General features: G+C 71.2%; 18 protein-coding genes. 2 read left to right on the top strand and 16 right to left on the bottom strand.

Annotation, left to right across the window (positions count from 1 at the left end; genetic code table 11):
* Nucleotides 1-9: 9 nt before the first annotated feature.
* Genes ACZ3KP_RS10785 through ACZ3KP_RS10775 form a run of 3 tightly spaced genes read right to left on the bottom strand, consistent with a single transcriptional unit; the run spans nt 10 to nt 2,784 of the window.
* Complete coding sequence (locus ACZ3KP_RS10785) at nt 10-1,068, bottom strand: ABC transporter substrate-binding protein (protein ID WP_467498246.1); 1,059 nt, start codon at nt 1,066-1,068, stop codon at nt 10-12.
* A gap of 47 nt (nt 1,069-1,115) precedes the next feature.
* Complete coding sequence (locus ACZ3KP_RS10780; RefSeq protein WP_467498244.1) at nt 1,116-1,979, bottom strand: ABC transporter permease; 864 nt, start codon at nt 1,977-1,979, stop codon at nt 1,116-1,118.
* A complete protein-coding gene (locus ACZ3KP_RS10775; RefSeq protein ID WP_358979549.1) occupies nt 1,969-2,784 on the bottom strand; it encodes an ABC transporter ATP-binding protein in 816 nt (271 codons plus the stop codon). The genes ACZ3KP_RS10780 and ACZ3KP_RS10775 overlap by 11 nt, the downstream gene beginning before the upstream one ends.
* Before the next feature lie 158 nt (nt 2,785-2,942).
* Here ACZ3KP_RS10775 and ACZ3KP_RS10770 point away from each other — a divergent pair, with 158 nt between their 5' ends.
* Nucleotides 2,943-3,635 (top strand): response regulator, encoded by a 693-nt coding sequence (locus ACZ3KP_RS10770; protein WP_358979548.1) that lies wholly within the window; start codon nt 2,943-2,945, stop codon nt 3,633-3,635.
* A gap of 3 nt (nt 3,636-3,638) precedes the next feature.
* On the opposite strand, the gene ACZ3KP_RS10765 is transcribed toward ACZ3KP_RS10770, so the two are convergent.
* From ACZ3KP_RS10765 to ACZ3KP_RS10740, 6 genes are all read right to left on the bottom strand, one after another.
* A complete protein-coding gene (locus ACZ3KP_RS10765; RefSeq protein ID WP_467498241.1) occupies nt 3,639-5,231 on the bottom strand; it encodes a solute symporter family protein in 1,593 nt (530 codons plus the stop codon).
* Nucleotides 5,228-5,785, bottom strand: a complete 558-nt coding sequence (locus tag ACZ3KP_RS10760) for a DUF485 domain-containing protein (protein WP_467498239.1) — start codon at nt 5,783-5,785, stop codon at nt 5,228-5,230. The genes ACZ3KP_RS10765 and ACZ3KP_RS10760 overlap by 4 nt, the downstream gene beginning before the upstream one ends.
* Nucleotides 5,786-5,853: 68 nt before the next feature.
* Entirely contained in the window at nt 5,854-6,537 is a 684-nt protein-coding gene (locus ACZ3KP_RS10755; protein WP_467498237.1) for a response regulator transcription factor, read from the bottom strand.
* Complete coding sequence (locus ACZ3KP_RS10750; protein WP_467498235.1) at nt 6,534-7,685, bottom strand: sensor histidine kinase; 1,152 nt, start codon at nt 7,683-7,685, stop codon at nt 6,534-6,536. The genes ACZ3KP_RS10755 and ACZ3KP_RS10750 overlap by 4 nt, the downstream gene beginning before the upstream one ends.
* A complete protein-coding gene (locus ACZ3KP_RS10745) occupies nt 7,682-8,215 on the bottom strand; it encodes a DUF1453 domain-containing protein (RefSeq protein ID WP_467498233.1) in 534 nt (177 codons plus the stop codon). Before ACZ3KP_RS10745 ends, ACZ3KP_RS10750 begins: the two co-directional genes overlap by 4 nt.
* Before the next feature lie 535 nt (nt 8,216-8,750).
* The gene (locus ACZ3KP_RS10740) at nt 8,751-10,874 is read right to left on the bottom strand and encodes a DNA gyrase/topoisomerase IV subunit B (RefSeq protein WP_467498231.1); all 2,124 of its coding nucleotides are present in this window, start codon (nt 10,872-10,874) and stop codon (nt 8,751-8,753) included.
* 441 nt (nt 10,875-11,315) lie between these two features.
* On the opposite strand from ACZ3KP_RS10740, the gene ACZ3KP_RS10735 reads away from it, so the two are divergent.
* A complete protein-coding gene (locus ACZ3KP_RS10735) occupies nt 11,316-11,546 on the top strand; it encodes a DUF7455 domain-containing protein (protein ID WP_133028110.1) in 231 nt (76 codons plus the stop codon).
* A gap of 102 nt (nt 11,547-11,648) precedes the next feature.
* Here the strand turns inward: ACZ3KP_RS10735 and ACZ3KP_RS10730 are convergent, their stop codons facing one another.
* The 7 genes from ACZ3KP_RS10730 to ACZ3KP_RS10700 form a co-directional block, all read right to left on the bottom strand.
* Complete coding sequence (locus ACZ3KP_RS10730) at nt 11,649-12,515, bottom strand: serine protease (protein WP_467498229.1); 867 nt, start codon at nt 12,513-12,515, stop codon at nt 11,649-11,651.
* 119 nt (nt 12,516-12,634) lie between these two features.
* Entirely contained in the window at nt 12,635-14,185 is a 1,551-nt protein-coding gene (locus ACZ3KP_RS10725) for an RNA polymerase sigma factor (RefSeq protein WP_467498227.1), read from the bottom strand.
* Nucleotides 14,186-14,633: 448 nt separating this feature from the next.
* Entirely contained in the window at nt 14,634-15,521 is an 888-nt protein-coding gene (locus ACZ3KP_RS10720; protein WP_467498225.1) for a FadR/GntR family transcriptional regulator, read from the bottom strand.
* A gap of 162 nt (nt 15,522-15,683) precedes the next feature.
* On the bottom strand, nt 15,684-18,461 hold the full coding sequence (locus tag ACZ3KP_RS10715; protein WP_467498223.1) for an ABC transporter ATP-binding protein: 2,778 nt from the start codon (nt 18,459-18,461) through the stop codon (nt 15,684-15,686).
* 80 nt (nt 18,462-18,541) lie between these two features.
* Nucleotides 18,542-19,300 (bottom strand): NUDIX hydrolase, encoded by a 759-nt coding sequence (locus ACZ3KP_RS10710; protein ID WP_467498221.1) that lies wholly within the window; start codon nt 19,298-19,300, stop codon nt 18,542-18,544.
* Between the two features lie 173 nt (nt 19,301-19,473).
* Complete coding sequence (locus ACZ3KP_RS10705; protein WP_467498219.1) at nt 19,474-21,582, bottom strand: glycogen debranching N-terminal domain-containing protein; 2,109 nt, start codon at nt 21,580-21,582, stop codon at nt 19,474-19,476.
* 185 nt (nt 21,583-21,767) lie between these two features.
* Complete coding sequence (locus ACZ3KP_RS10700; RefSeq protein WP_467498217.1) at nt 21,768-23,285, bottom strand: DUF4192 domain-containing protein; 1,518 nt, start codon at nt 23,283-23,285, stop codon at nt 21,768-21,770.
* Nucleotides 23,286-23,401 lie beyond the last annotated feature (116 nt).

Below are 23,401 nucleotides of genomic sequence, written 5' to 3'. Positions count from 1 at the left end.
GGCAGCCTGCTACTTGGCTGCCTTGACGAACTCCGTCGTGTACGTCTTGCTCAGGTCGACGTCGTGGTTCTGGACGTTCGTGTTGAACGCCTTGAGCACCTTCTCCACGGTCTCCGGGCCGTTCTCGGGCATCAGGCCGTCGTCGGTGAACATCGGCAGCGTGCTCTTGATGGACTGCGTGTAGAGGGCCTTGTTCCCCTGGGCGTAGTCGGCGGGCATCTTGGCCGCGATCTCGGCCGCGCTGTGCGTGGACATCCACTTGAGCGTCTTGACGAACGCATTGACCATCTTCTGGACGGTGTCCTTGTGGCTGTTGACCCAGTCCGTCTGCATGTACAGGCTGGAGGACGGGTACGGGCCGCCGAGCGCCTTCTGGGAACCCTCCGGCGTCCGCATGTCCAGGAGGATCTTGCCCGCCTTCTTGTCCAGGATGGTCGCCACGGTCGGGTCCGTCGTCATACCGCCGTCGATGGAGCCCTGCTGGAGCGCCGAGATGAAGGTCGCGCCCGCCCCGACGGCGACCGGCGAGAAGTCGCTGACCTTCACACCGTTCTTGACGGCGAGGTACTTGGTCAGGAAGTCGGTCGAGGACCCGAGGCTGGTGATGCCGAGCTTCTTGCCCTTGAAGTCCTTGGGCGAGGTGATGTCGCCGGCCGCCTTGGTGGAGACGATCTCGACCTCGCCGGGCGCCCGCGAGAACTGCACGACGGACTCCACCGCCTTGCCCTTGGTCTGGAGGTCCAGCGTGTGGTCGTAGAACCCGACCGTGCCCTGGACCTGCCCGGCGACGAGGGCCGTCTCGGCCTGGACACCCGCCGGTTCCGTCAGCAGTTCCACGTCGAGACCCTCGGCGTCGAAGTAGCCGAGCCGCTGGGTGAGCATCGCCGGCAGGTAGATGACCTTGTCGAGGCCACCGACCATGATCTTGACCTTCGTGCCCTTGCCGTCGCCCTTGCCGGCGGATCCGCTGGAGGTCGTGCTCGCCGCGTCGTTGGCGCAGGCGGTCAGGGAGGACAGGGCGAGCAGGCCGGCGGCGGCCAGGGTGGTGTATCTGGCGGACTTGCGCATGACGTTCACGTCCTTGTGAGAGGCGGTGCGGGAGGAGAAGGCCGGGTTCAGCTGTCGGAGTCCGACGGCTTCCAGCGGAAGATGCGGCGCTCGGCGAAGGTGAGCAGCCCCTCGGCGGCGAGCGCGACGACGGCGAGGATGACCATCGCGGCGTACACACCGGCCGAGTTGAAGGTGCCCTGCGACTGCGCGACGAGCAGGCCGATGCCCTTGGTGGCGCCGATGTACTCGCCGACGATGGCACCGATGAGGGCGAAGCCGAAGCTGACGTGGAGGCTGGTGAAGATCCACGAGGTGGCGGACGGGATGACCACCTGGAGGGTCACCCTGCGGTCGCTCGCGCCCAGGATCCGGGCGTTGGCGACCAGGTTGCGGTCGACCTCGCGGGCGCCCTGGAAGGCGTTGAAGAACACCGGGAAGAACACCAGGACCACGGCCGAGGCGACCTTCGAGGAGGCGCCGAGCCCGAACCAGATCACGAAGATCGGGGCCAGCACGATCCTGGGGATCGAGTTGAGCACCTTGATGTACGGGCCGAGGACGTCGGCGAGGAACGCGATCCGTCCCAGGGCGATACCGAAGACGACACCGGCGACCACACCGATGACCCAGCCGAGCAGCGCCTCGTAGAGCGTGTACCAGATCTGCTCGCCGAGGGAGCCGAGCGCGGTGCCGTGGGTCACCCAGGTCCAGATCTGCTGCCAGATCTTCGACGGCATCGAGAAGTTGAACGGGTCGATGACGCCGGCCCGGGAGAGGACCTCCCACAGGCCGAGGACGGCCACCAGAAGCAGCACCCGCACGGCGTACACGATCACCCTGCGTCTGCGGGCGGCCTGGGCCCGCGTCTGGGCGCGGTCCGGGGTCTTGGCCGTGTCGACGACCGGTGTGCTGAGGACGTCAGGCGACATGGGCGGCGCCCCTCTCACGGGTGATGCGGACCTCTTCGCCGAGGGACTCCCAGATCTCGCGGTAGATCTCGATGAACCGCGGCTCCAGACGCACCGACTCGACCTTGCGGGGGCGGGGCAGGTCGATGTCGAAGACCTGCTTGACGGTCGCGGGCCCGGCGGTCATGACGACGACCTTGTCGGCCAGCGCGATGGACTCCTCCAGGTCGTGGGTGACGAACACGACCGAGGCGCCCGTGCCCTCCCACAGCTCCAGGAGTTCGTCCGACATCAGCGCCCGGGTCTGCACGTCGAGCGCGGAGAACGGCTCGTCCATGAGCAGGATCTCGGGGTCGTTGACGAAGGTCGCGGCGAGCGCCACCCGCTTGCGCTGGCCGCCGGAGAGCTGGTGCGGGTAGCGGTCCTCGAAGGCGGCGAGACCGACCCTGGCCAGCCAGGCGCGGGCCTTCTCCTTGGCCTCCGCCTTCGGCACGCCCCGGAAGCGGGGTCCTGCCATCACGTTGGACAGCACGGTCCGCCAGGGGAAGGTGGCGTCCTGCTGGAAGACGAAACCGACCTTGTCCCCGACCCCGGCGACCGGCCGGCCGGCCACCAGCACATCGCCCTCGGTGGGCTCCTCCAGCCCGCTGACCAGCGTCAGCGTCGTGGACTTGCCGCAACCCGTCGGCCCCACGACGGCCACGAACTCACCACGTCCGACGGTGAGGTCGAGGTCGCGGACAGCCGTGTGCAGACCCCCCGACGGGGTCTTGAAGATCTTGCTCGCGCCCCGCAGCTCGATGGCGGGGCTGGTGTCTGCGCTCATGGGCCGGGACGGTAGGTGTGGCACGGACCACAGCAGCAGTCTTCTGGGCGCAAGCCGTTCTTTTGCTCGCAAGCACCTGTTGTGCTCATTTTGCGCGCGCTACAACTGCGCAGACGAAACACGGGCTTAACGCTCGCCGGCCTTGAAGGAGAGGCCTGATGATTGACGTCCTGGTGGTCGACGACGACTTCCGCGTCGCTGAGATAAACGCCAAGTACGTGGGGAAGGTTCCCGGCTTCCGGGTGGCCGCCCGCGCGCACAGCGCTGCCCAGGCCCTGGCAGCCGTGCAACGCGGCACCATCGACCTGGTCCTGCTGGACCACTATCTGCCGGACGAGACCGGCCTCGAACTCGTCCACCGGATGCGGGAACAGGGCCATGGCACCGACGTCATCATGATCACGGCGGCCAGCGACGTCACCACCGTCCAGCGGGCGATGCGCCTGGGCGCCCTGCACTACCTGGTCAAACCGTTCACCTTCACCGCGCTGCGCACCCGCCTGGACTCCTACGCGGCACTGCGCCGCACCGTCGACCGGGTCGGCGGCCGGGGCCTGACCGGGCAGGAGCAGGTCGACCGGATCTTCGGCGCCCTGCGCACCTCACCCGCCCCGTCGACGCCGGGTCTGCCCAGCGGCCACTCCGAACCCACCACGGACCTCATCTGCGGGGTCCTGCACAGCGCCGACCATCCGCTCTCCGCCCACGAGGTGGCCGCCGAGACCGGCCTGAGCCGCTCCACCGCCCAGCGCTACCTCCGTCATCTGGAACAGGCGGGACGGCTGCGCCTCTCCCTGAAGTACGGCGACACCGGCCGTCCGGAACACCGGTACGCCTGGGTGGCGCCGTAGGCCCTATACAGCCCCCGCTCCGGTCAGCGACCGCACCTCGGTCTCCGCGTGCCGGGCCTCGTCCGGCACCTCGTCCGAGGTGACCGTGCCGAGCCAGCCGGCGAGGAAACCGAGCGGGATAGAGACGATCCCCGGGTTCTGCAACGGGAAGTACTGGAAGTCGACGTCCGGGAACAGCGCCCCCGGGCTCCCGGACACCACCGGGGACAGCACGACCAGCACAAGGGCCGGAACGAGTCCCCCGTACACGGCCCACACCGCGCCGCGGGTCGTGAAGCCCCGCCAGAACAGCGCGTACAGCAGCACCGGCAGGTTCGCCGAGGCGGCCACCGCGAAGGCCAGACCGACCAGGAAGGCGACGTTGAGGTCACGGGCCAGCAGGCCGAGCGCGATGGCCACCACTCCGATGCCGACGGCCGACACGCGCGCCACCGCCACCTCGCTGCGGGGTCCGGCGCCCGGCCTGCGCAGCGAGGTGTACAGGTCGTGGGCGACGGACGCCGAGGAGGCGAGGGTGATCCCGGCGACCACCGCGAGGATCGTCGCGAAGGCAACGGCGGCGACGACCGCGAACAGAACCGCTCCCCCGGTGGAACCCGCGCCGCCGCCCAGGTCGAGTGCCAGCAGCGGAACCGCCGTGTTCCCCGACTCGTTCGACGCGCGCACCACGTCCGGCCCGACGACGGCGGCGGCCCCGAAACCGAGCACGATCGCCATCAGATAGAAGCCGCCGATCAGCCCGATCGACCAGACCGCCGACCGCCGGGCCGCCTTCGCGGTCGGCACCGTGTAGAACCGCGACAGGATGTGCGGCAGTCCCGCCGTGCCCAACACCAGCGCCAGCCCCAGGCTGATGAAGTCCAGCCGCGCGCTCCAGCCCCCGCCGTACCTGAGCCCCGGCGCCAGGAACGCCTTCCCGTGTCCACTGCGCTCCGCCGCCGTGCGCAGCAGCTGGTCGACATCGCCGTGGAAGCGCAACAGCACCAGCACGGTCAGCGTCACCGTCCCGCCCAGCAGCAGGACGGCCTTCACGATCTGGATCCAGGTGGTGGCCCGCATCCCTCCCAGGGACACGTAGATCACCATCAGCGCGCCGACCCCGATGACCGTCCACGCCTGCGCGGCCTGGCTGGTCCGTCCCAGCAGCAGCGTGACCAGGCTGCCCGCCCCCACCATTTGCGCCACCAAATAGAGAACGGACACGGTGACCGAGGACGCGCCCGCCGCGATCCGCACCGGCCGCTCGGTCATCCGTGCGGCGATCACGTCGGCGAGGGTGAACCGGCCGCAGTTGCGCACCAGCTCGGCCACCAGGAAGAGCACGACCAGCCACGCCACCAGGAAGCCCACCACGTAGAGCAGCCCGTCGTACCCGAACAGCGCGATCAGCCCGGTGACACCGAGGAAGGAGGCCGCCGACATGTAGTCACCCGCGATGGCAAAACCATTTTCCATGGGCGAGAACAGCCGGCCCCCGGCATAGAACTCCTCCGCCGAACCATGCCGCCGCCTGCTCACCCAGGTCGTGATCCCGAGCGTCACCGCGACGAAGGCGCTGAACAGCATGAGCGCCAGGGTTTCATGACGGCCCGTCACAAGGCACCGCCCCGGGCGCCACGGGTCAGCTCCTGGGTGTCCCAGCGCAGTTCCAGCGCGGCACGGTCCCTGCGCAGCCTGGCGTGCCAAGCATAGGCCCAGGTGAGCACGAACGTGCTGAGGAACTGGCCGAGCCCCGCGAGCATCCCCACGTTCACCGCGCCGGCCACGGGTCTCGCCATCAGACCGGGCGCGGTCGTCGCCGTGACCACGTACGCCACGTACCAGGTGAAGAAGACGGCAACCCCAGGCACCACGAACCTCCGGTAGCTGCTGCGCACCTCCTGGAAAGCCGCACTGCGCTGAACCTCCAGATACACGTCCCGGGCGCGAACCTCCGCCCTCTCCCGCTCGGTTCGGGCGGCGGGCACCGCCGGGGCCGGCCTCATGGTGGTGTCCGGCTCGCCCCAGCCGGGGGCCGGCACGTCGTCCCAGGGGTCCTGGTACCTGACTTCTGGGGAGGTCGTGCCGTACTCGCCCTGGTCCTCGTGCCGCTCGGCGGAACTCTCGGAGCCCTCCCCGCCGTCGCGGTGACGCCCGTTGCTTGACTGCATGCCCAAGGATGGACAGATCGGGAAGTTCCCTGACTCTTCTTCCCCCCTCTCTCACCCCATCAGGTGACTCAATTCGCTGGTGGCCGCACCATTCCCCTCCCGTACGCGTAACGCACCGCCTGTGCACGGTCCTTGAGCCCCGTCTTCGCGAACAGGTTGTTGATGTGTGTCTTCACCGTCGCGGTCGAGACGTGCAGCCGCCTGGCGATCTCCTGGTTGGTGAGCCCCTCGGCGATCAGCACCAGGACCTCCGTCTCCCGCAGGGTCAGCCCGTCCGGCGCCTCGGTCGCCACCGGCGGCTGCGGCGGCTCGGGCTGCGACAGCCTTTCCAGCAGCCTCAGCTGGATGCTCGGCGACAGCCCCGCGTCCCCCGAGAGCACGCTCTCCACCGCGCGTACGATCTCGTCCCCGCCCGCGTCCTTCGTCAGGTAGCCGCGAGCGCCGGCTCTCAGTGCCGGGAACAGTGATTCGTCGTCCGCGAACGTGGTGAGCACCACGACCTGGGTCCCCGGGTACTGCGAGCGGATCCGTCGGGTCGCCTCCACCCCGTCGCAGCGCGGCATCCTCAGGTCCATCAGCACCACGTCCGGGGAGAGCTCGCCGACCAGCCGCACCGCCTCCTCGCCGTCGCCCGCCGCTCCCACGACCTCCACACCGGGCAGCAGGCCGAGGAGCATCACGATGCCCTCCCTGACCACCGTCTGGTCGTCGGCGACCACCACCCGCGCCGGCTTCTTCTCGCCCGCCGTCATACGGGCACCCTCAACCGCACCTCGAACCCCTCGTCGTCACGCGCCGCCTCCAGCGACCCGCCCAGCAGTTCGGCCCTCTCCCGCATTCCCAGCAGACCGTACCCGCTGCCGGCACCGGTGAGTTCGCCCGGACGGCCGCCCGAGTCCCTCACGTTGAGGGTCACTTCGTGCTCGCTGTAGTCCAGCAGCACCCTGACCCTGGCGCCGTGAGCGTGCTTGCGGACGTTGGTCAGCGCTTCCTGGGCGACCCGTCGTACCGTCTGCGAGGCCTCGGCGGGCAGCGTTCTGCGTTCGCCCGTGACGGTGACCTCGGCGCCGTCGGTCGCACCGGCCAGTTCGGTGAGGAAGTCCTCCAGCGGGGTCAGCTCACCGCGCAGCGCCGACAGGGCCTGTCGGGTCTCGGCGAGTCCGTTGCGGGCCATTCCCCGGGCGGCCACCACCCGTTCGAGGATCTGCTCCCGGTCGGCCCCGCGCTCGATCAGCAGCCGCGCGGCCTCCAGGTGCACCATCTGGGCGGAGAGGCTGTGGGCCAGCACGTCATGGATCTCCCGCGCGATCCTGGCCCGCTCCGCGAGCGCAGCCGACTCGGCTTCGGCCGCTCTGGCGGCGCGCTCCTGGGCCAGCAACCGCTGTGCGTGCCCACGGGCCTCGGCGTCGAGTCGCATGACGTAGCCGGAGAGGGCCATGCCGACGACGGTGGCCGCGGTGGTCAGCCAGACGTCGTTGTTGAACGCGGAGTACGAGGCCAGGGCCACGCAGGTGACGGGCACCGCGATCGCGATGGGCAGCCGCTCCAGGGCCGAGATGCCGCAGCCGCACCAGATCACGAGAGCCGGCCCGCGAAAGCCCGTGCTCTCCGCCACGACCGCGAAGGCCAGCAGGAAGGTGATGAGGACCAGGGAGGGCACGAGCCGGTGGGCGTAGGTGGTCCGGAAGAAGCCCCAGGACGCCACTGCGGTCACCAGCACACCCGCCACGGCGGCCGCCACGCCCCAGCCGTGGACGCGCGACTGGTCAAAGGCGCTCCACAGCAGCAGGGCGAGGACGAGCAGTCGCACTCCCCAGGCCAGCACGCGCCGAGGCGGGGAGACCCCCGAGCGGCTCAGGGCTTCACGTGAGGGCCAGCGCGTCCAGGCGTTCTCCGTCACACGCCTTCCTTCCTGGTGACCCGGGCCATGTCGTCACCGTACGCCCGGGTGGGGCCGCTCGTGGACGGGCCGGAGGGGAGCGACTGCGCCCGCCACAGGAGGATGCCGGAGCGGACGAGGAGAAGGAGCGCCAGGCCGAGCATCAGGGCGGAGCTGTCCTGGTGGACGCCGAGCGCGGCGCCGAGGGCGAAGAGGCCGACGCGCACGAGCAGACCGCCGAGCCAGACCATCGCGCCGGCCCTGGTGCTCTTGGTCCACACGACGCCGTCAGGTTCGGTCCAGATCCGGGTGGTCCAGGCCCAGGCGGCGCCCATCCCGAGCCCCACCAGCAACTCGGCGCCGAGCAGCAGGGCGGATTCGGTGCGGTGATGGGCGTCGAGTATGCCGGGTTCGCGCAGCGCGACCACCGCGAGGACCGCGGGGAGCAGCCACCAGCGCCGGCCGGTGTTGACGGGGCGGGCGCGGAACTGGCGGGCGATCACCACGACGACCACGGCCACGATCAGCAACGCGTTGACGAGCCCGGACATCGGAGCCTCCGTGAGCGGGAAGGGGCGGTGCCGGGAGCGGGAGCTGCCGACGCCTTCGACGCTACGGAAACGCGCAGGTCGGGGGATCGGCGCCAGGGTGGATCACAGGTGGATTCCGAGGAGTGTGATCTCTCCACCCTCAGGTGGAGAAGCGCCCTGCGCAGAGGCGGGGGGCACCCGCGATCTTGGGATGTGCGGGTGCGCGGACGTGCGGTGCGCCGGGGGCCGCGGGCACCGGGGGCCGGGGGCCGGGCTCCGGAGCGACATGAGGCCGACATACCGGTCTCGGCATCACGGACTCGATGTACCGTACGCCGCACCCCAGCGCATCATGCACCGCACCTCGACACACCGCGCCCCCCACCCCGGCGCATCAGACGCCCTGCCCGGAAGCGCCCCGGGGCCCCGGCAGATGCCGGGGCCCCGGGGCGCTCCCTGTGGCTCGCACGCGCCTGAGCGGGCGCGAGGGCTGTCGGCCGGCGGATCGCCCTGGGTGGGGCGTGACCGGGTGGGACGGCCGAAGCCCGCGCAGCGGTTATGCGTCGATCCGCGACCGGTCCAGCGTCGCCGCCGAGCCGGAGATGAACTCCTTGCGGGGGGCCACGTCGTTGCCCATCAGCAGGTCGAAGACCTGTTCGGCCGCTTCGAGGTCCGAGAGGTTGATGCGGCGCAGGGTGCGGTGGCGCGGGTCCATCGTGGTCTCGGCCAGCTGGTCCGCGTCCATCTCACCCAGACCCTTGTACCGCTGGATCGAGTCCTTGTAGCGGACGCCCTTGCTCTGGAACTCCATGAGCTTGTCCCGCAGCTCACGGTCCGAGTACGTGTACACGTACTTGTCCTGGCCCTTCTTGGGCTGGACGATCTCGATGCGGTGCAGCGGCGGGACCGCGGCGAAGACCCGGCCGGCCTCGACCATGGGCCGCATGTACCGCTGGAACAGCGTCAGCAGCAGGCAGCGGATGTGCGAGCCGTCGACGTCGGCGTCGGTCATCATGATGATCTTGCCGTAACGGGCCGCGTCGATGTCGAAGGTGCGTCCCGAGCCTGCCCCTATGACCTGGATGATCGCGCCGCACTCGGCGTTCTTCAGCATGTCCGTCACCGAGGACCGCTGAACGTTGAGGATCTTGCCCCGGATCGGCAGCAGCGCCTGGAACTCGGAGTTCCGGGCCAGCTTCGCGGTACCGAGCGCCGAGTCGCCCTCGACGATGAAGAGCTCGCTGCGCTCGACGTCGTCGCTGCGGCAGTCTGCGAGCTTGGCCGGCAGCGACGAGGACTCCAGGGCCGTCTTGCGGCGCTGTGCGTCCTTGTGCTGGCGGGCCGCGATGCGCGTCCGCGCGGCGGCGACCACCTTCTCCATGACCACCCGCGCCTGGGCGGCGGCGTCACGCTTGGTGGAGGTCAGGAACGCCTTCAGTTCCTTGGAGATCACGTTGTTCACGATCCGGCGGGCCGCCGAGGTGCCGAGGACCTCCTTGGTCTGGCCCTCGAACTGCGGCTCGGCGAGCCGGACGGTGACGACGGCGGTGAGTCCCTCCAGGGCGTCGTCCTTGACGATGTCGTCCTCGGCGACGCGCAACAGCTTCTTCGCCCGCAGCACCTCGTTGAGGGTCTCGCGGACGGCCTGCTCGAAGCCGGCCACGTGGGTGCCGCCCTTGGGGGTGGCGATGATGTTGACGAACGACCTGATGTTCGCGTCGTACCCCGTTCCCCAGCGCAGCGCCACGTCCACGCCCAGTTCCCGGGTGACCTCGGTGGGGGTCATCTGACCGTGGTCGTCCAGGACGGGGACGGTCTCCTTGAAGGTGCCCTGTCCGGAGAAGCGGAGGACGTCGCAGACCGGCTTGTCGGTGGCCAGGTACTCACAGAACTCGCTGATACCGCCGTCGAAGCGGAACGACTCCTCACCCTTGCTGCCGCTCTCGCCGAGCCCGTACTCGTCGCGGACGACGATGGTCAGGCCGGGCACCAGGAAGGCGGTCTGCCGGGCGCGCTGGTGGAGCGTGTCCAGGGAGAGCCTGGCGTCCTTGAGGAAGATCTGGCGGTCGGCCCAGTACCGCACCCGCGTGCCGGTGCGGGTCTTGGGCACCCTCTTGACCTTGCGCAGTCCGCTCGCGGCCTCGAACTTCGCGTCCGGTCCGTCGGCGGCGAAGGCGCCGGGCACACCGCGGCGGAAGCTGATGGCGTGCACCTGGCCGCCGCGGTCGACCTCGACGTCGAGACGCGCGGAGAGCGCGTTGACCACGGAGGCACCCACACCGTGCAGACCGCCGGAGGCCGCGTAGGAGCCACCGCCGAACTTGCCGCCGGCGTGCAGCTTGGTCATGACGACCTCGACACCGGACAGGCCGGTCTTGGGCTCGACGTCCACGGGGATGCCGCGGCCGTTGTCCCGGACCTCGACGGAACCGTCGTCGTGGAGGATGACCTCGATGTGGTCGCAGTAGCCGCCGAGGGCCTCGTCCACGGCGTTGTCGATGATCTCCCACAGGCAGTGCATCAGACCCCGGCTGTCGGTGGATCCGATGTACATGCCGGGGCGCTTGCGCACGGCTTCGAGGCCCTCGAGAACGAGCAGGTGCCGCGCGGTGTAGTTGGAGCCGTCCCGGTCTGCTCCTGCCAGCAGCGCAGTGGACGGCACGGACGTATCGGCGGTCACGCGGTTCGCTCCTCGCTGAATTTCAGTGGAGCCCCTTTGGGGTAAGGGGCCGGCTTCGGTCGCCGCTCAGAGGGTACCCAGGCCTGGTAGAGCCGTTGTAACGCCACCCTCGCAGGAAACTCACCCTAGTCCACGGTCGCATGGGTGTTCGATCCCTCGATGGGGTGAAGTACATATCACGTTCCCTTCGAGGCATGAACCATTTAGGCTCCGGGCACGTCCTCACAAACAACCGGCAACCCAGCCGGGAGGATGAGACCGATGAACCGAGCGAACCCGTAAGCACTGAAGAAACGCACTACGGCACATTCGCCGCCAACCGGCAGCAGACGGCCACCTCGAAAGATTTTTTTTCGAGGAGAAGCCCCGAGCGGGAACGTTTTCGGGCTGGTTGGATGTTGACCCTGGTACGACAGCTCGTCGAGCTAGAGAAGAGGCGACGTGACTACTGTTCTGACCCCCGCGAGCCACCTGACGGCCGCCGATCGCTGCGACCGCTGCGGCGCCCAGGCATACCTGCGCGTCGTACTGCTCAGCGGCGGAGAACTGCTCTTCTGCGCCCACCACGGCCGCAAGTTCGAGCCGGAACTCAAGAAGATCGCCGCTGAGATACAGGACGAGACGGAGCGGCTGACGACCGTTCCGGCCACCTCTTCCGAAGATGAGCGCTGACCTCTCGCACCCACGACGAGCCAGCTCCGGCACAGGCCGGTGACGGGCGGTCGCTCCCCTCGGGAGCGACCGCCCTTCGTCATGTCGTCCCCGCAGCGGCCCTCAGGAGGGGCTGTGAGGGCGGCGTGAGGCATTCAGGGCACCGCCGGGGCCCAGAGCCCGGGCAGCCTCTGAGACGCGCGTGTAGACGCCGGGGCTGCCCGGCCGGCCGCAGCCGCTCCCCCACGACACGAGCCCGATCAGCTTCCCGTCGGCGACCAGCGGACCGCCACTGTCGCCCTGGCAGGCGTCAGGGCCGCCCTGCGCCTCCCCCGCGCACAGCATGGAGCCCGGGCGATAGGTGCCGTCGGGCCCGCCGGGGTAGGCGCGCTCGCACGTCTGATCGGGGAGCACATGAACGCGCGCCGCGTGGATCCGGCGCGCGTAGTCGCCACCGCCCGTGATGTCGCCCCACCCGGACACCAGGGCACCGGTGCCTGGCGCGTAGGCGGTGTCCCCCTCGGCCGCCATCGGGATGACCGCACTGGCCTGCAGCGGCTGGGCGAGGGTGAGGACGGCGAAGTCGCCGGTGTTGGCGTCGGCGTCGTAGTCCGGGTTCACCCGGAGGTCCGTCACGGGGATCTCCTGCCCCTGTGCGGACAGCAGGTCCGTGCGGCCCGCGATCACCTTGAGATCGCGCACCGGGCCCGTCGGACCGCCGATGACGTCGTCGGCCAGGCAGTGGGCCGCGGTCAGGACCGTGGTCCGGCCGATCGCCACACCACCGCAGAACTGACCGGCCCGGGTACCCCCGAACCGGTCACGGCTGGACAGAGCGACCGTCCAGGGGGCCTGCGAGACATCGATGGGAAAGCCGCCGACGACAACGCTGTCGGCGGCAGCCGGAGACGGGCCGGCGAGCGGTATGACCGCGGCGACGGCCGCCAGGACCAGCGGCCGGATCAGGACCGGGGCAGACGAATGACGCATGCACCCTCCTCACTCTGGGTGGTACTCGGAAACCCAGAGTCATCCAGCGGACGGTGCTCCGCAGCCCGAAGGCCCGGCCTCCCGAGGGAGACCGGGCCTTCGGGGTCGTACGACTCCGACTAGTCGAGGTAGTCGCGCAGCACCTGGGAACGCGACGGGTGACGCAGCTTCGACATGGTCTTGGACTCGATCTGCCGGATGCGCTCGCGGGTGACGCCGTAGACCTTGCCGATCTCGTCGAGGGTCTTCGGCTGACCGTCGGTGAGACCGAACCGCATGGAGACGACGCCCGCCTCGCGCTCGGACAGGGTGTCCAGCACCGAGTGCAGCTGCTCCTGGAGGAGCGTGAAGCTCACGGCGTCGGCGGGAACGACGGCCTCGGAGTCCTCGATGAGGTCACCGAACTCGCTGTCGCCGTCCTCACCGAGCGGGGTGTGCAGGGAGATGGGCTCACGGCCGTACTTCTGGACCTCGATGACCTTCTCGGGGGTCATGTCGAGTTCCTTGGCCAGCTCCTCCGGGGTGGGCTCGCGGCCCAGGTCCTGGAGCATCTGGCGCTGCACGCGGGCGAGCTTGTTGATGACCTCGACCATGTGCACCGGAATACGGATGGTGCGGGCCTGGTCGGCCATGGCCCGGGTGATCGCCTGCCGGATCCACCAGGTGGCGTACGTGGAGAACTTGTAGCCCTTGGTGTAGTCGAACTTCTCGACCGCGCGGATCAGACCGAGGTTGCCCTCCTGGATGAGGTCCAGGAAGAGCATGCCGCGGCCGGTGTAGCGCTTGGCCAGGGAGACCACCAGACGGAGGTTGGCCTCCAGGAGGTGGTTCTTGGCGCGGCGCCCGTCCTCGGCGATGATCTCCAGCTCGCGCTTGAGCTTCGGCGCCAGCTTGTCGGCGTTGGCCAGCTTGTCCTCGGCGAACAGACCGGCCTCGATGCGCTTGGCGAGCTCCACCTCCTGCTCGGCGTTGAGCAGGGGGACCTTGCCGATCTGCTTGAGGTAGTCCTTGACCGGGTCGGCGGTGGCACCGGCGGCGGCGACCTGCTGCGCCGGCGCGTCGTCCTCGTCCTCGTCGGACAGGACGAAGCCCGCGCTCTCGGTGCCCTCGGGCTCCTCCGCACCGGCCTTGGGCTCCTCGAGAACCTCGTCCTCGAGGATCTCGACGTCGTCCTTCTTGGCGGCGGTCTTCTTCGCCACCGTCTTCTTCGCGGCGGTCGCGGTCTTCTTCGCGGCCACCTTCTTGGCGACGGGCGCCTTCTTGGCTACGGCCTTCTTCACGGGCGCCGCCTCCTCGCCCGGATCGTCTGCGGCAGCGGCGGGGGCCACCGTGGGGGCGGCCGTGGCAGTGGCCTTCCTGGTGGTCACCGTCTTCGCCGCGACCGTCTTGGTGGCGGTGCGCTTGGCCGGACTCTTCGCTGCGACGCTCTTACGGGTGCGCTTGGGCTCCGCGGCACTGACCATCAGCGTCACACCCTCTTCCTCCAGGATCTGGTTGAGGCTGCGCAGTACGTTCTTCCACTGAGTGGCCGGGATCTGGTCAGCTTCGAAGGCCCGACGCACATCGTCGCCGGCGATCTGCCCCTCAGCCTTTCCCCGCTCAATGAGAGCCATGACAGAGACGGACTCGGCGATCTCCGGCGGGAGCGTACGGGATGTGCTGGCCGACACGAACAACCTCTCGGAACGTTGGAAAACGGCTTCCGGCCCCGTCCTGGACGGACTGGAGCCGACCGCCGGCTTGGGGATGGGCCGACGGCGCGGGCGGGGGCCGGGAAGATGCACAGCGCCATGAATGGCGTCCGTATTCCCTCCGCGGCTGTCACCTCTTAGGTCATCGCGCTGTTCGCAAGAGCGTTACGCCCAATCTACGTGGCCCGAGTCACACCCCGTAAGCACTCAAAAGCGGTCAGACATGGGCGAAGGTAGTCGTCAATGATCTCTTCGGGTCGTTCGACCCTCGTGCAGCCCACCGCATGGCCCCTCACCGTGCGCCCGCCCCGCCGCCGGGCCCCGCCGGAGCCCTGAAGGATCCGGCGGGGTCCGGCGGAAGCGGGTTACCGGATCGACGGCGCCCCTTGCGGGCGGCACCGGCCGAGCGCACCGCTCTCGACGCGGATCAGTGCTCGCGCGGGGCGGGCACCACACGCTCCACCTCGGGGTGGACGGTCAGCAGCTGGCGCATCGCCGACTCGGCGGCCGTGCCGTCGCCGGTGCCGAGGGCGTCGACGATCCGCGCATGCTGCGCCAGGGACGTCTCGTTCGGCCGGTCACAGCCGGTGACCGGGCCGCCGGAGACCTGGAGGGCCGCCGACACGATGCCGGAGAGGTGCTCCAGCATGCGGTTGTCCGCGACCTGGATGAGCAGGGAGTGGAACTCGGTGTCGGCACGGGAGAAGGTCAGCGCGTCACCCTGGGTCATGGCGTGGCTCATGATCTCGACCATGTCGCACAGGCGCTGTTGGACGTCCTCGCGCCCGTGTCCGGCAGCGAGACGGGCGGCGAGCGGCTCGATCGTCCAACGCAGCTCGCTGAGCTCACGGCGCTGGTCGTCGCGCTGCGGCCCGAAGGCCCGCCATTCGATGATGTCCGGGTCGAGGAGGTTCCAGTCACTGACGGGACGCACGCGCGTGCCGACGTTCGGGCGGGCGCTGACGAGGCCCTTGGCCTCCAGGACCCGGAGGGACTCACGGACGACGGTGCGGGAGACCTCGAAACGCTGGCCGATCTCCTCGGGAACCAGCGGACGGTCCGCGCCCAGGTCCCCGGAGACGATCATCTGACCCAGCTGCTGAACGAGTTGACCGTGCAGTCCGCGGCCACGGCTGCCCGCGGCACGTCGGCCCACACGGCCCAGCTCCGGGTCGGCGCCCTCCCAGGAGGGCGCACCGAGACGATCGGTGACGGGAGCCTCCGCATAGGGGTAGCGGTCGAGTTCGCCCGGGCCGACCAGACCAGAGTCTGCGGAGCGGGCGGCGGTCATCATGGTGTGCGCAAGGGTACTCACGGATCCTTTGTCGGCGTTGCCTCCAACTCCCTTGAGGTCTTTGGTGAAAAGCACACGAAAGGGTGATCGCTCACTCCGTCGCAATTGACGCCTTATCAGAAAGAAATGGGCGTTCTGCAGGGATTTGTGTGCGGGGTGGGATCGCAAGCGTGCGATCCGTGTTCATCGAACCCTCGCCCGCAGAGTGGTGAACAGGTACGCGCCGAGCAACGCGGACAGCGACAACGCCAGTGCTCCGCCCACGGGTTGGGCGAGCACCCGGACCGCACCGATCAAATAGCGCTCTCCCCCGAAGGGCCACTGCAGCAGGAACGCTTCCCTCAATCGCATCGGCAGACCGATGGCCAACCGTGCTCCCGGTCCCCGCAGCGCCTGGTGCACGGCCGGCACGACGAGCACGGGCACGGCGAGCACCGCGGCGAGTCCGGCGGTGGTGGACCGGAACACGCCTGCGGCGAGCACGCCGGCCCAGGAGCAGCCGACGACCAGCCCGAACCAACTCACGGTGAGCGCAAGCCAGTCCGCGGGAACCTTGGCGAGCTCCCGGCCGTAGACGAGATAGAGCGCTTCGGCGTCGCAGCCCAGGGTGAGGAACGAGAGCAGCATCGCGGTGGCCCCGGACACCAGCAGTTTCGCGGTGAGCAGCCCCAGTCGGCGCGGCACGGTGCCGCGGTCCGCCGCCAACGCGGGGTGACGGAACTCGTCCCCGAAGGACAGCGCTCCGAGCAGACCCGCACCGAGTGCCGCCGGAGGCAGCGGCAGTTCCTGCGGCCAGGCCGCGAACAGCCGGTCCTGCGAGGTGTGCCCGAGCCGGGCCAGCAGTACGGAAGTGAGGGCGGACAGCAGCAGTACCGCTCCGCAGGTGACGAAGCCGGCGCCGATGCCGGCGGCCCGACGGAGTTCGTAGCGCAGGGGACGGAGCGGACTGGGGGTGCTGCGCACGGAGATGGCGGGCGGGAGGGGGGACAGGACGTCCGGGGCGGCGGCCTCGGCCTGGCGGGCTGCCGGAGCGGCGGCCCTGGTCCGGTGGGCGGGGGCTGCCGGAGCGGCTGTGGCCGGGCGGGCGGGGGCTGCCGGGGGCGGGGCGAAGACGGTTTTGGTTTCGGCTTCGGTTGCGGCTTCGGCTTCGGCTGTTGTGGGCTTGCCGGGTTGCGGCTGGTGAAGCGGTTCGTCGGCAGGGACGGGGTCTTTGCCGGGTACGGCGCGAGGTTGCGGGCGGGAGGAGGGGCGGGGGGCGGCATCGTTCGGTTCGGCGCCGATCGGCGAGTGGGCGGACACCTCGCGGGGCTGGGATGCGGCGGTCGGTCCGGCGGAGGCCGTCGGCTGGGCGGTCGCGGCGGGAGTCGATCGCCGGGCGGGTCCGGCCGAGTCGGACGGCTGGCCGACAGCAGCGGCGGCCGGCTGGTGGGGGGACGGGGCGGCGATGGGTGGCTGGCCAGCGGTGGTGGTTGGGCGGTGGGCGGACGGCTGCGCGGATGCGGGCGCTGTCGGCAGCCGCACGGGGGTGGCCGTGACCGGGGGCTGGGCAGGGGTCGTAGCGGCCGGCGGTTGGGCGGGGACGGTGGCCGACGCCTGGTCCGGGGACGTGGTGCGGGCAGTCGGGTCGGGGGAGGCGGCCGGGGACGGCCTGTGTGCCGGTGCTGTGTCGGCCGACGGCCGGGGACCTGCGGAGGCAGTCACCGGCTGAGCCTTGTGCGTGACGAGGGAGGCGTGGGCGGTCCTGGACTCCGCCGCGAGGTCGTCGGGCCGCGCCTCGGCGGACACGGGTGACCGATGCGCGGCCGTGACGGACGGTTCAGCCTGGCGGGACAGGCCGCTCGGAGCGGGCTTGTCGTCGTCCCTGCGCGACCGGGCCGCCGGCTCGGCGGTGGCCGACGCCCGGGGCTGCGGGGTGACGGGGGAACCGGCGGCCCGCTGAAGTTCCCCACCGGGCTCGTCGCGCGGGTCGTCGGTCAGGGCTTTCCCAGCCGGCCGGCACTCCTCCGCCGTGCCCGGTTCGCTCGCGTCCCGTACCCGCCGCACCACCTCAGGCACCGGCCCGGTCAGCGGTTCCGCATCGGCGCCGGGTCCCATGTCGCCGGTCTCGTCGGCGAGTTGGTGGACGAGGATGCCGTGCCGGAACGCGGTCTCGCCGACCTCGGCGGTGGTACTGCCGTACACCGAGAGGCGGTTGCCGCCTTCCCGTACGACCTCCACGGAACGGTGGGCCGTGCGGGCCTCCTTGCTGAGGAGGGCGGCGAGCCGGGCGGCGTGCGGGCTGCGGACGGCCACCCGGGGGCGCAGCCGGGTACGGGCGAACTCGGTGACCTCCTGGTCCGCTACGAGTCTCCCGGCGTCCAGGGTGACGACCCGGTCGGCGGCGCGGGCGGCCTCCTTGGGGTCGGCGGTGGTGAACAGGACCGTGCCGCCCTGCGCCGTGTACGCCCGGAGCATGCGGTGCAGCCAGTGGGCCTCGCGGCCGGCGAGCCCCTTCGTCGGCTCGTCCAGGACGAGGGTGTGCGGGTCGGGAAGCAGGGCGCAGGCGAGGCCGAGACGGCGGTCCATGCCGCGCGACAGCGTGCCCAGTGGTTCGTCGCGCAGGCTGACGATGCCGATGGCTTCGAGCACTTCGTCCGCGCGCCGGGCCGGGACGCCGGTGGCCGCGCACAGCATGCGCAGGTGGCCGCGGACGGTGCGGCCGGGGTGGCCGGGAACGTCACCGAGAAGCACGCCGACCTCACGCGAGGGGTGGGCGATGCGATGCAGGGGGCGACCTCTGAACTGGGTGATTCCGCGGCCCTGTTGCAGTTCGAGCATCAGTCTGAGCGTCGTGGTCTTGCCCGCGCCCGCCTCTCCCAGGAGTGCGGTGACACGGCCCGCGCGCGCCTCGAAGGTCACGTCGTCGACGGCGGGCGGGTGCGCCTTGCGGGGATTGCTGGTCAGTCCGAAGGCCTCGATCACCTAAGGGAAGATAGCGCGGAATGACCGTTTTTCCAGGTATAGGAGCGTTTAAACCTCTGTGGGTTCGCACGGTCGGCCGGTCACACCTCGGGCCGCAACATCGGCGGGTTGAGCAAGGTGGCCCCGCCCGCCCGGAAGAGTTGCGCCGGGCGGCCGCCCTGACGAGTGGTCGTGCCGCCGGTGGGGACGAGGAAGCCGGGGGTGCCGGTCACCTTGCGGTGGAAGTTGCGCGGGTCGAGCGCCACCCCCCACACCGCCTCGTAGACCCGGCGCAGCTCGCCGACCGTGAACTCGGGCGGGCAGAACGCGGTGGCCAGGGACGAGTACTCGATCTTGGAGCGGGCCCGTTCCACACCGTCGGACAGGATCTGGGCATGGTCGAAGGCGAGCGGGGCGGCGGGCTCGCCGTCCCGGCCGTAGCCACCCTGCGCGAGGAGTTCCTCGACCGGGGCCCAGCGCGCGTTGCTGGCGTCGCCGCCCGCGCGGGGTGCGGGGAGGTCGGGGGCGAGGGCGAGGTGAGCGACGCTGACCACGCGCATCCGGGGGTCACGCTTGGGGTCGCCGTAGGTCGCCAGTTGCTCCAGATGAGCGCCGCCCTCCTGGGCGGGCACCTCGGGGTCGTGGGCACTCAGCCCGGTCTCCTCCGCGAGCTCCCGTGCCGCCGCCTGCGAAAGATCCTCATCGGCCCGTACGAAGCCGCCCGGCAGCGCCCAGCGCCCTTGGAACGGCGACTCGCCTCTGCGTACCGCCAGCGCGCACAGGGCATGGCGGCGCACGGTCAGCACGACCAGGTCCACGGTGACGGCGAACGGCGGAAAGGCTGACGGGTCGTAGGGCATGCGGTGATCATAGTCGTCTGCCTGACGATAAACACTCCCTTCGCCGCCCGGTCGGACAGCTTCCACTTCGTTCCGGTATGCACCCCGCCCTCAACCGAGTTGTGTGTACGACGCCCGGCCTCCTGTTCCCGCACGACCGTGCCGGCCTGCCCGCGCCCTTCGGTACAGCCGGGTCACTTCCCCAGTCGCAGGCCGTCGGCGGCCTCCTCGACCATGGCCAGGCCCAGCCGGCTGACCCGCACCGAGAAAGGCGCTCCGGCGACCCGCAGTCCGGTCAGGCCGAGTTCCCCCAAAGGGGCGCTGGGCAGCGGGCGAAGGATGACGGTGCCGGCGGGGACGTCGGGGCGGATGCCGACGAGCGTGGTCAGGAGCAGGATCCCGGAGGCGGCGGCCGTCGCGGCCGGGCGGCACGCAGCGGGGTGCGGCAGGGGAGCACTCCCGTCGGAGCGCTGCTCGCCGGCGAACATCTCAGGCAGTCGGTGGCCGAAGTGCACGGCCGCCGCCAGCAGCCCGCGCAACAGCCCGCCTGCCTCCTTCTCGTAGCCGGCGGCGGCCAGTCCGGCGACGGCGAGTGCCGTCTCCTGGACCCGGACGGCCCCGGACCGGTGGCCGAACGGGTTGTGCCCCGCCTCCTTCGCTCCCAAGCCACGCAGCCCCCACCCCGAGTCCATGGCCGGACCACCGAGCAGCCGGGCGAGTTGCTCGGTCTGGATCTTGTCGAGCAGGCCGGGTGCCGGACGGCCCGCGCCCAGCAGGCCGGTGTCGAGCAGATGCACGGCGGTGGCGCCGAGCAGGGCCAGAGGGCGGCCGTCGGGATCCAGGGCCGCCGCCGGGCGGCCGCCGCCCCGGTCCGCGGCCCAGAAGTCCACCCTGAACGCTTCCCCCAGCTCGTGCGCCCACTGCCGCAGCGCGGCGGCACCCGGCCGTCCGTAGGCGTCGAGGAGGTCGGCCCCCAGCAGCGCGGCGCGGTGGGCGTGGGCCTGGGTCTCACTGCGCACAAGGCCGCCCGACTCCGGGGCACAGAGGTAGGTCCCGTCGCCGGCCTGGGTGCGCAGCCAGGTCAGGCAGCGCTCGGCGGCCGGCAGCAGCTCCCGTGTCTCCTGTTCCGGCAGCCCCCAGCGACGTGCCTCCGCGAGCAGCACGGGGAAGAGCAGGGTGGCCTCCGTTCCGGTGCAAGCAGGTGGCAGGTGTGCCCCCGCGTCGCGTCGGGGGCCGGGAATCATGCCGGTCCGCGGCCCTGCGCCGCGGAGTTGGGTCCGGGCCAGGGTGCGCAGAGTGCCGACGGCGAGGCGGGTGCCGAGGGGCAGGGCCATCCTGGCGGCGGCGAGCGCCTCGGCCGGGGCCAGGCCGCACCGCCACGGTGCCCCGGCTGCGAGGCAGGTGTCGGAAGGGTGCGCCGGGTCACGGATCAGCAGTGCCTCCAGGTCGTCGATGCTGGTCCTGAGCAGCGCCGCGACCCCCGGGTGGTCGCCCGTGGCCCTGGCCGGTGCGAGGGGGCTGGTCGCGGCCCGTCCCACGGCGCGCGACGGGCCCGCACCCTCCGCTCGCACCCGCAGCTTTACGTCGGCCGTGCCGCCCGGCGGCAGTTCGAACTCCCAGCGCAACAGTCCTGCCGAGGCCAGCGCGTCGGCGGGTGGCGGGTCGGCGGTGATCGACGAGCTGCCACTGGGGGTGGTCCAGCGCAGGCCGGAGCCGTGGACGCCGGCCGGGAGTTCGGGGCCCGGGGTACCTGCGGCGATGGCGCTCAGTTCCGCGAGATCGGTGGCCAGGGCCACCTCGAGCGGCAGACGCAGGGGGTGGACCGCGTAACTGCGCAGGGTGATGCGCTCCGTGCCGTCGGCGTGCCGGGTGCGTTCCACGACGACGTCCGGGTCCGGGCCCGCCGTCGGAGAGACCCGGACGGTGCCGACGAAGCGAGCGGAGTCCGCCCCCGTCATCCGGGCCTGCACGGCGAGCGGTTCCCGGCCGGCGACACGGACCTGGCAGCGCGCGAGCAGCCGCCGCCCCGCGCGGTAGAAACCCTCCAGTCCCTGACCGGTCAGCTGACCGCGGTCCGTGGAGATGGCGAGCCCGGGGAGCGCGACGCAGATCAGGGCTGTGTGCGCGGGCGGCAGCCCGGTGGCGTGCCGAGGGCCTGGAGCCGCTCGTGCGGGAGCCGACGCGGACCGGGGGGCGCGGGCGGGTGGCCGGCCCGGACCGTCGTCCGTCGGGGGGAGCCAGGGCGGGAGGTCCCTCGGTCGGCGGTTGACGTCAGCGGTGGAAGGCGGAGTCGGCTGATGCATGGGGAGGCTTCTTCTGCGCTCTGTGCGCCTGTGACGTGCTCGGCGCCGGACGGAGGGCTCCGGAGGGGCGACGGCGGGTGGCGGCACGGCCCGTCCAGCCGTTCCGCCACTCAGGTGAACGGGCGCGGGCTCTTCCTGGTCACGCCCCCGCCCGCCGAACCCGGCCGAATGAGCGTGCGGCCGGCTCATTCGTCGGACTCACTGCGGCTGTTCCCGGATCGCGCGCCCTGCGTGCCGGTCCGGCCTGCTCGCGTGCCGCTCTCCTCCCCCCTGTCCGCCGCTGCGGGCCGGTCCACCGCGCGCGTGCGCGTGCCACCGGGCCTGGTCGAACCGGGGCGGGCGTGCTCCGCGTCCGCTCGCCGTGGCCGGGCACCGTCCGGCCGCCGCCGTCGGTTGTCGGTGGCGTTCCCCGTACGCGTACGACGCCTCGGGGCTGCCGCGGACCCGCCGACCGGCGGGTGGTCGGCCCCCGGGGCGAGCGGGGTGGCGTCGGTGACCGCCGCCGTGCTGTCCGCGCTGCGCTGTTCGGCCCGGCCGGCGCGCAGGCAGCGGCGGATCGACTCCGGATCCAGGCCCTCGTTGCAGGCCTGGTGCAGCAGGTGGGCGAAGAGGTAGTCAGGGTCCGCGCCCAGTGCCATGGCCAAGGCCTCGCGCCCCTCCAGGTCGTCACCGCTCGACCAGGCGACCCAGCCGGCCAGCGTCAGGGGCGCGGCGGCGTGTTCGCCGTAGGGGCCGACGCAGCGGCGAGCCAGGGCTCGCCACAGCCGCAGGGCCGGGCCGGCCTCGGCGCCCTCCATCCAGGCGGCCGCGCGATCCCGGGTCGTGCGGTCCTGGAGCCCGAGGATCAGCCGCGCGGCCTCGTCGTGGGCGAGCAGCCGGTCGTCGCGGAGGTCTGCCTGGTGGATGTCGGGCTCCGGGGCGGCGGCCGCGAACCGTTCGATGATCCGCTCCGCGAGGGCGAGGGTGTCCTCTGCCACCTGCGCGCGGAAGGCGTCGTCGAGGATGCGGGGCACCAGGGCCCGGCCGGCGCGGTCCAGGGCGGTCTCCTGTTCCCGCGCGGCGCCGCTCTCCCAGGGGAGCAGCCTGGCCCGCAACTCGCGCAGGCTGCCGCGCACCTGGACACCGGCGTAGGTGGCGGCGGCCGCGAGCACGGAGGTGCCGGGCAGTCCCATGGGGGTGCCGTCGGCGGGGCAGCACTCCTGTGTCGGGCAGCAGTACGACCAGAAGCGGGCGTCCGAGACGCACAGCGCCTCGATCACGGGGACGTCGAGCCGGCCGCACTCGGTGCGCAGCAGGTGGGCCAGCGGAGCGAGCCGGTGCATGACGTCACGGCCCGTTTCGCCGGGCGCCGGTTCCTGGCAGACGTAGGCGACCATCTGCTCGGGCCGGGTTCCCCTGCGCTCACTGCCCGTCACCAGGCCTTGGGCGAGCTGGCGTGCGGCCGGCTCCCAGTCGTCCTTGTTCGCGGGGATGCCGAGTCGGGCCCGGCCGCCGAAGCGGCCGCGGCCGCCCCGGTCGTGCAGGGCCATCAGGACCATGCTGTCCTCGGGGCGGTACCCGAGCAGGTAGGGCAGTGCGTCGGCCAGTTCGGCCGGGGTGCGCAGGGTGACCTGGGGGTCGTGGGCTGATCGGCGCAGGGGTGCAGGACCGTCCGTGATGTCACCGTTTTCGACCGGTCCGATGTTTTCGCTGTGATTCGTCATGCGCCGACGATCTCGCGGATCTTGCGATTCCGGTTCGGCCTGTGGATAAGTCGGACCAGGGACACGACAACCGTGCCGCCCTCGTCCACAGGCAGCCCGGGCTGTCGGTCCCGTCC

The organism is Streptomyces sp. NPDC020958, from assembly GCF_055562175.1.
Note: the sequence above shows the minus strand (reverse complement) of the source record. Positions and strands in the feature narration are given on the sequence as shown.

What these genes read in the sequence shown, in the direction of transcription:
- ACZ3KP_RS10785 (WP_467498246.1), bottom strand. Translation starts at nt 1,068, where the DNA reads ATGCGCAAGTCCGCCAGATACACCACCCTGGCCGCCGCCGGCCTGCTC.
- ACZ3KP_RS10730 (WP_467498229.1), bottom strand. Translation starts at nt 12,515, where the DNA reads ATGCGTCATTCGTCTGCCCCGGTCCTGATCCGGCCGCTGGTCCTGGCG.
- ACZ3KP_RS10745 (WP_467498233.1), bottom strand. Translation starts at nt 8,215, where the DNA reads ATGTCCGGGCTCGTCAACGCGTTGCTGATCGTGGCCGTGGTCGTCGTG.
- ACZ3KP_RS10760 (WP_467498239.1), bottom strand. Translation starts at nt 5,785, where the DNA reads ATGCAGTCAAGCAACGGGCGTCACCGCGACGGCGGGGAGGGCTCCGAG.
- ACZ3KP_RS10710 (WP_467498221.1), bottom strand. Translation starts at nt 19,300, where the DNA reads ATGCCCTACGACCCGTCAGCCTTTCCGCCGTTCGCCGTCACCGTGGAC.
- ACZ3KP_RS10775 (WP_358979549.1), bottom strand. Translation starts at nt 2,784, where the DNA reads ATGAGCGCAGACACCAGCCCCGCCATCGAGCTGCGGGGCGCGAGCAAG.
- ACZ3KP_RS10770 (WP_358979548.1), top strand. Translation starts at nt 2,943, where the DNA reads ATGATTGACGTCCTGGTGGTCGACGACGACTTCCGCGTCGCTGAGATA.
- ACZ3KP_RS10700 (WP_467498217.1), bottom strand. Translation starts at nt 23,285, where the DNA reads ATGACGAATCACAGCGAAAACATCGGACCGGTCGAAAACGGTGACATC.
- ACZ3KP_RS10705 (WP_467498219.1), bottom strand. Translation starts at nt 21,582, where the DNA reads ATGCATCAGCCGACTCCGCCTTCCACCGCTGACGTCAACCGCCGACCG.
- ACZ3KP_RS10780 (WP_467498244.1), bottom strand. Translation starts at nt 1,979, where the DNA reads ATGTCGCCTGACGTCCTCAGCACACCGGTCGTCGACACGGCCAAGACC.
- ACZ3KP_RS10755 (WP_467498237.1), bottom strand. Translation starts at nt 6,537, where the DNA reads ATGACGGCGGGCGAGAAGAAGCCGGCGCGGGTGGTGGTCGCCGACGAC.